This window comes from Caulobacter sp. SLTY (assembly GCF_009905535.1).
GTDB lineage: Bacteria > Pseudomonadota > Alphaproteobacteria > Caulobacterales > Caulobacteraceae > Caulobacter.
The window spans coordinates 1-6,734 of the sequence record NZ_JAAALA010000061.1 but is presented as its reverse complement, the minus strand read 5'-3'; the positions used below and the strand labels follow the sequence as shown (position 1 = coordinate 6,734).

At 69.1% G+C, this 6,734-nt stretch carries 7 protein-coding genes; 1 reads left to right on the top strand and 6 read right to left on the bottom strand.

The window, feature by feature from the left end; genetic code table 11:
- The 5 genes from GVN21_RS20025 to GVN21_RS20005 all read right to left on the bottom strand — a co-directional run.
- Window positions 1-464: IF-2-associated domain-containing protein (locus GVN21_RS20025; RefSeq protein ID WP_205690206.1), on the bottom strand; the 464-nt coding region annotated here is incomplete at its 3' end.
- Between the two features lie 98 nt (window positions 465-562).
- Window positions 563-1,210 (bottom strand): RNA-binding protein, encoded by a 648-nt coding sequence (locus GVN21_RS20020; RefSeq protein ID WP_166576507.1) that lies wholly within the window; start codon window positions 1,208-1,210, stop codon window positions 563-565.
- 92 nt (window positions 1,211-1,302) lie between these two features.
- On the bottom strand, window positions 1,303-3,012 hold the full coding sequence (gene nusA / locus GVN21_RS20015; protein ID WP_166576506.1) for a transcription termination factor NusA: 1,710 nt from the start codon (window positions 3,010-3,012) through the stop codon (window positions 1,303-1,305).
- 20 nt (window positions 3,013-3,032) lie between these two features.
- The gene (gene rimP, locus GVN21_RS20010; RefSeq protein WP_166576505.1) at window positions 3,033-3,587 is read right to left on the bottom strand and encodes a ribosome maturation factor RimP; all 555 of its coding nucleotides are present in this window, start codon (window positions 3,585-3,587) and stop codon (window positions 3,033-3,035) included.
- A gap of 185 nt (window positions 3,588-3,772) precedes the next feature.
- The gene (locus tag GVN21_RS20005) at window positions 3,773-4,309 is read right to left on the bottom strand and encodes a hypothetical protein (protein WP_166576504.1); all 537 of its coding nucleotides are present in this window, start codon (window positions 4,307-4,309) and stop codon (window positions 3,773-3,775) included.
- 156 nt (window positions 4,310-4,465) lie between these two features.
- On the opposite strand from GVN21_RS20005, the gene GVN21_RS20000 reads away from it, so the two are divergent.
- Window positions 4,466-4,984, top strand: coding sequence for a hypothetical protein (locus GVN21_RS20000; RefSeq protein WP_166576503.1), 519 nt, complete (start codon window positions 4,466-4,468; stop codon window positions 4,982-4,984).
- Here the strand turns inward: GVN21_RS20000 and GVN21_RS19995 are convergent.
- The coding region (locus tag GVN21_RS19995; protein WP_166576502.1) for an acyclic terpene utilization AtuA family protein at window positions 4,970-6,734 on the bottom strand (1,765 nt) is incomplete at its 5' end. The genes GVN21_RS20000 and GVN21_RS19995 overlap by 15 nt on opposite strands.

Here is a 6,734-nt window from a genome sequence, read left to right as displayed (position 1 = left end):
GGCGGGGGTGCGGCCGGAGCCGGAGCCGGGGTCGGCGCGGGCGGCGGAGCCGCTGCGGCCGCTGCGGCCTTGGCCTGGGCGGCGCGAGCGGCCTCGGCGGCGGCCGCCTGGCGGCGGGCCTCCTCGGCGCGGGCGGCGGCGGCTTGCGCGGCCTGGCGCTGGGCGCCTTCCAGGGCTGCCTGGCGGGCGCGCATCTCGTCGGCGCTCAGGCCGCCGGCGCCGCCTTGTGGGGCTTGTGGACGCGGGGCGCCGCCCGAGGGCGCGGGGCGCCGCTCGGCCTGCGAGGGACCGGCCAGGTTGGTGGCCGCCGGCGCATGGGTGCGCTGGCGCTTGGTTTCCACCACCACTGTCTTCGACCGCCCGTGGCTGAAGCTCTGCTTGACCACCCCGGCGCTGACCGACCCCGTGCGGGGTTTCAGCGTCATGGGCGGGCGGCCCGGGCGGTTGTCGTTCTCGTCGCTCATGCGTCTCGCTTAACTCACGGACCAGCCAACCCGGCCCGCACTACCTGATTTTCCAAACTCACAAAGGGCCTGGTCGCGGTTTCCCGCGGGCCCTTATCCTACCGCTCCTCGCGCCAGCTCTCGGGGAGAAGCGGACGAAATCCGGCCAGGCGTTCGACGTCCTGCGTCCAACTTCCAGCCGACCGACCGCCGAGGAAGGCGGTGTGTATCACATTCTCGCCCCCCAAGGCCAAACCCAATTCGGCCGAGGTGAAGATGCCGACGACCCGTGGCTGTGGGGTCATGTGGCGGGCGAGGTTGAGAATCTTCTGGCGGCCGTCGGCGGCGCCGTCGCTGGCCTCGATCAGCCAGGCCGCCTTGCCCGAACGGACGGCGGCCATGACCTTCTCGAATCCCGAAGTAAGGTCGCCGGCCCGCCGCGCAAGGCCCAGCCCATCGAGAACCCGCTTCACCAGCAGCTTTTCCACCAGCTCGGCCAGTTCGGCCGGCGCGGAAAGCTTGGCCTTTGCCGAGCGCGAGAAGAGGTTTTTTTTCGCCGCCGTCTCGACGCTGGCCCGGTCGGCGGCGACCCAGACGCCTCGGCCGGGCAGCTTGCGGGCCACATCGGGAACCACCACGCCGTCGGGGCCGGCGACGAAGCGGACGAGCTTCTCTTCCGCCATCACCTGTCCGGTGACCACGTCGCGACGTTCCCTGGCGGCCTGCGCCAGGGTCTTGTGGGCCGTAATGTCGGTCTCAGCCTGCATGGGCTGGTCGCGTTCCTTGTCGACGACCAGCCCAGGAGGGGCCGGTCAGTTCATAGTCGAAGACGTCAGTCCGAAGGTTTGGGCCGAGACGCTCACGCGTCCCGAGCCTCGCCTTCGGCCTCGGCCAGGGCCAGTTCCTCGCCGTCCTCGGGCTGCTCGCCCTCGGCGGCTTCGGCGTATTCGCCTTCCTCGCCCTCGTAATATTCCTCTTCGGCGTATTCCGGTTCCGGCGGAGCCTCGACCCAGCCCATCACCACCCGGGCGCGCATGATCAGCGTCTCGGCGTCTTCCGGCGACAGGTTGAAGCTCTCCAGGGCGCCGGCTTCGCGCACCCGCTCGCCGTCCTTGGTCTCGTACCAGCCGCGCAGGTCGTCGGGGATCAGCCCGGCCAGGTCCTCGACGGTCTTCACATCGGCCTCGCCCAGGGCGACGGCCATCGGCAGGGTGATGCCCTCGATCTCCAGCACCCCGTCCTCGACGCCCAGCTCGACGCGCTTGGCGTTGAATTCGGCGGCTTCCTTGTCGAGGAATTCGCGGGCGCGGGTCTGCAGTTCGTCGGCGGTGTCCTCGTCGAAGCCTTCGATGGCGGCGATCTCATGCGCCTCGACGAAGGCCACGTCCTCGACCGACACGAAGCCTTCGGTGGCCAGCAGCTGGGCGATGACCTCGTCGACGTCCAGAGCGTCCTGGAACAGCTGGGTGGTCTCGGCGAACTGCTTCTGGCGACGCTCCGACTCCTGGGACTCGGTGAGGATGTCGATCTGCCAGCCGGTCAGCTGGCTGGCCAGGCGCACGTTCTGGCCGCGACGGCCGATGGCCAGGCTCAGTTGCTCGTCCGGCACCACGACTTCGACGCGCTCGTCGTCCTCGTCCATCACCACCTTGGACACTTCCGCCGGGGCCAGGGCGTTGACGATGAAGGTCGCCTCGTCCGGGCTCCACTGGATGATGTCGATCTTTTCGCCCTGCAGCTCGGCGACCACCGCCTGCACGCGCGAACCGCGCATACCGACACAGGCGCCGACCGGGTCGATGCTGCTGTCGTTGGAGACGACGCCCATCTTGGCGCGGCTGCCGGGATCGCGGGCCACGGCGCGGATCTCGATGACGCCGTCGTAGACTTCCGGCACTTCCTGCGCGAACAGCTTGGCCATGAAGCCGCCGTGGGCGCGGCTCAGCATGATCTGCGGGCCCTTGGTCTCGCTGCGGACGTCGTAGATGTAGCAGCGGATGCGGTCGCCGAGGTTGAAGTTCTCGCGCGGGATCGACTGGTCGCGGCGCATCACGCCTTCGCCACGGCCGAGATCGACGATCACATTGCCGTACTCGACGCGCTTGACCACGCCGTTGACGATCTCGCCGACGCGATCCTTGTACTCTTCGAACTGGCGCTCGCGCTCGGCCTCGCGGACCTTCCCGAACACCACCTGGCGGGCCATCTGGGTCTGCACCCGGCCGAATTCGAACGGCGGCAGCTCCTCGTCGAACACCTGCCCGACCTCGGTGTCCTTGCCATAGAAGGCCTTCGCATCGGCCAGGCGCATCATCCCGACGCCTTCGCCTTCCTCGAACTCGGTCCCGTCCTCGACCACCGTGACGTAGCGCTTGATCGAGGTCTCGCCGGTCTTCGGATCGATGGAGACGCGGATATCGTGCTCGGCGCCATAGCGGGTGCGGGCGGCCTTCTGGATCGCTTCCTCGATGGAGGCGATCACGATCTCCTTGTCGATGCCCTTCTCACGGGCGACCGCGTCGGCGATCTGGAGCAGTTCGAGGCGGTTGGCGGAAATGCCGGTGGCCATGGGTCGTGTCCTCTAGGGTGTCAGTCTTCGTCGTTGCTGACGGCGTTGATATCGTCCTGGGCGATGCGGGCGGCGCGCTGGTCGGCGCCCACCTTCATCAGCTGGTCGTTGAGGACCAGCTTGGCTTCCTGGATCCAGTCGAAGGGGATGTAGAGGGTGGTCTCGGCGTCGCCCTCGACGTTGATCCCGACCTGCCCGTCCTCGATCCCGGCCAGCTCGCCCTTGAACCGCTTGCGCCCCTCGGCGATGCGGTCCAGCTCGATGCGGGCCTCGAACCCTTCCCAGGTCTCGAAGTCCTTCAGCCGGGTCAGCGGCCGGTCGATGCCGGGGCTGGAGACTTCCAGAGTGTATTCACCGGTGATCGGGTCGGCCGCGTCCATGATCTCGGAGATGGCGCGGCTGAGGCGGGCGCAGTCCTCGACCACCATCTCGCCGTCCGGCCGCTCGGCCATGATCTGCAACCGCCGCGTCGCACCGCCCATCAGCCGCAGCCGAACGATCTCATACCCGGCCGCCTCGGCGACAGGATCGAGCAGCTCGATCAGGCTACGGTCTTCGTTGGTGCGGGCCCGCACGGGTTACTCCAGCTCAAAACAAAAGCGGCGCCCCGCAGGACGCCGCTCGAATGCGCCATCCAGCGCGTTCAAACGATGTTGGGCGTCATATAGCCCCTCAAGCGGCGGTTGTCAGCCCCCCATCACCTCCACCGATCTCATCCTCCGGTCCGCTGCGCGGCCGAAGGATGACACCATTGAGGACATCAACCGAAGTTGACCGCCCGCACCACCCGCTTGCGCCCGCCGCCCAGCGCCCGCACCACCATGCCGCAGGCCTGGCCCCCGAGGCTGGCGCCGATCAGCACCGCCAGGGGAAGCAGGGTGTAGCGGCCGAGCAGGGCGGCCGGTGTGCCGCCGCTGAACCACATGGCCTTGAACTCGGTCCACATCTCCGACGAGGGGAACTGGCCGAACAGGGCCGCCTGTCCGGGAATGCCCACCCCTGAGAACCACAGGGCCCAGGCGACGAACAGGAACATCAGGCCCGAGACCGCCCCCATCTGGCCGTAGCGGTAACGGGATCCGGTCAACGACATCAGCAGCAGCGAGAGGCCGAAGAACACGGCCGCCGCGATCACCCATCCGGGCGTGGCGGTCACCCCGCCGACCACCGCCTGCACCAGCCCGTCGGTCCCATCGGCCGGCCGCCAGAGCGACAGCACACCGAGCACGGACGTCGCCAAGGCCCAGACCACCACCCCGACCACCAGGCCAAGCACGATCCCCAGAACGTTTTTCATTATTGTTGTCCTCCCAGACCCCGGCGCGGACGCTATCCGATCTGACGGGGGCGTCAAACCGGCTCGCCTGAGAGGTTGTCCGCTCATATCTCGCGGAGTTGATTGGAGCGCCGGCCGGGCGCGGCGTCAGACCGGGCCTTTCCCAGGAGACGAGCGATGGTCGGGCGGGCGGTGGTCCTGTGCGTGGCGCTACTGGCGGCCGTCGGCGCCGCGAGCCGGGCGGAGGCGGTCTGCATCTATCGCGGGGTGATGTACGCCCAGAGCACCATCACCGGCGAGTTCCGGGAGTCCTCGCTGGTGATCAAGGGGACGGTGATCGAGAACATCGAGGTCCGGACCGATTCCGAGGTGCGGGACTTCGACTATGTCATCGCCCGCATCCGCGTCGACGGCGTCTTCAAGGGCATCGCGGGCCGTGAGGTGCTGCTGATCTCGGAGCGAAACAGCGGGGGCTTCTACGTGAACGAAGGGGAGCAGTACCTGCTCTTCTTCGAGCCGCCAGCTCCCGCCAGCTGGTCCAGGGGCGTGCCTCGCGAGCGGATCGACCCGCTGCGGTCTCTGCCCCGCCCGCGCTACATCAACAACGGCTGCGGCCAGTCGGTCCGCTGGTCCGAGGTGTCGGCCGAGAAGCGCCGGGTGCTGGACTATGAGGTCGCCCGCCTAGCCAAGCAGTGAGGTCGGAACCCGGACCGGCATGTCCAATAGCTGCTGCGCCTTGCCTTTGGCCAGGGCGTCGAGGCGCAAGGAAGCGAACTGGCCGCCGCCCAGGGCCTGGATGCAGTGGAGGTTGATGGCGTCCATCCCCGGCAGGTCGTAGCGGATAACCTGCGGCGCGGTGGCCCCCTCGAACTCATGGGCGAACCAGGTCTTCACCGCCTCCTCGGTCAGGGCGGCGCGGATCCAGGGCAGGTATTCCGGACGCCGGGCGATGACCCCGACGTTGAAGGCGTCCCCCTTGTCGCCCGACCGGGCCCAGGCCAGGTCGATCAGCGGCCGTTCGACGAGTTCGCCCTCTGCCGAGGGTTCGGCCGGCGGATCGGGACGGACCACCATTTCGGCGGCGAAGGGCGTCGCCGGCGAGGCGGCGGCGACCTCGAACCGCTCGCCGTCGAGATCGACGAAGGCCGGGACCTGCTCGCGCGGAATGAGCACCGAGAACACCCGCGCCACGGGGCTGATGCTCGGCGCCCCGCCGAACCACCCCGTTGTGCCGACGCTCATCGAGGTGGTCGGCGACTGCCATTCGCGGGTCAGGATGCGCAGGGCCCGCTCGTCCTCATGCTCGGCCCCGACCCGGCTGACCACCTCGCGCACGGCCTGCGCCGCTTCGCTGGCGTTGGCGCCATAGCTGGCCTCGGCCCCGAGGATCTCGATCCGGTGGTCGCGGAAGGGGGCCAGGTTGCGGTCGCGCAGCATCTCGCCGGCCCGCTCCAGCACCGCTTCGGCCTGGCGCCGCGCCTTGGCCGCGGCCTCCCGCCCGACCACCGGCATGGCCCCGATGAACCGCCAGCCGTCGGCCCAGGTGACGCAGGTCTTGTAGAGCCCCGTCGCCGGATAGCCCTTGGCGCCGCTCACCTTCACCCGGTGCTCGCCGACCTGTTCGACTTTCACCCGGGTGAAATCACAGACCACGTCGGGCAGGGCGTACCCCTGCGGATCGCCGACCTCATAGAGGATCTGCTCGGCCACCGCGGCGGGGGAAACGAGGCCCCCGGTGCCCGGCGGCTTGGTGACCACGAACGTTCCGTCCGCATGGCACTCGACCACCGGGTAGCCGATGTGGGCCCAGTCCGGCACCTCGCGCCAGTCGGTGAACAGCCCGCCGGTCGCCTGGGCCCCGCACTCGATGACATGCCCGGCCAGCGACCCCGCCGACAGCTGGTCGACGTCCTCATCGGTCCAGCCGAACTCATGCATCAGCGGCCCCAGCGCCAGGGCGCTGTCGACCACCCGCCCGGTGATCACCATGTCCGCGCCCGCCGCCAGGGCGGCGGCGATCGGCCGGCCGCCGAAATAGGCGTTGGCGGTGAACACCTTGTCCCTCGGCGGGAAGGCGGCGCCGGTGTAGATCTCGTCCTCGCCGGACAGGTCGTCCAGCCGGTCCATCAGGTCATCGCCCTCGACCACCGCGATCCGGAACGACAGGCCGGCGGCCGCCGCCAGCTCCTCCATCCGCGCCCGGCAGGCATGGGGGTTCAGGCCCCCGGCGTTGCTGACCACCTTGACCCCCTGCGCCTTGAACTCCCGCAGATTGTCCTTCCAGACCCATTCGGTGAAATCCCGCGCGAACCCCTCGCCCGGCCGCTCCCGCTTGATCTGCCCCAGCACCGACATGGTCGCCTCGGCCAGGTAGTCGAGGATCATGTAGTCGAGCTCGCCGCCCTTCAGCAGCTGCGGCGCCGCCACCGAACTATCCCCCAGGAAC

Excerpts from the sequence above, each read along its gene's own strand:
- nusA (WP_166576506.1), bottom strand. The coding sequence starts at position 3,012 with ATGGCCACCGGCATTTCCGCCAACCGCCTCGAACTGCTCCAGATCGCC.
- GVN21_RS20020 (WP_166576507.1), bottom strand. The coding sequence starts at position 1,210 with ATGCAGGCTGAGACCGACATTACGGCCCACAAGACCCTGGCGCAGGCC.
- GVN21_RS20005 (WP_166576504.1), bottom strand. The coding sequence starts at position 4,309 with ATGAAAAACGTTCTGGGGATCGTGCTTGGCCTGGTGGTCGGGGTGGTG.
- GVN21_RS20000 (WP_166576503.1), top strand. The coding sequence starts at position 4,466 with ATGGTCGGGCGGGCGGTGGTCCTGTGCGTGGCGCTACTGGCGGCCGTC.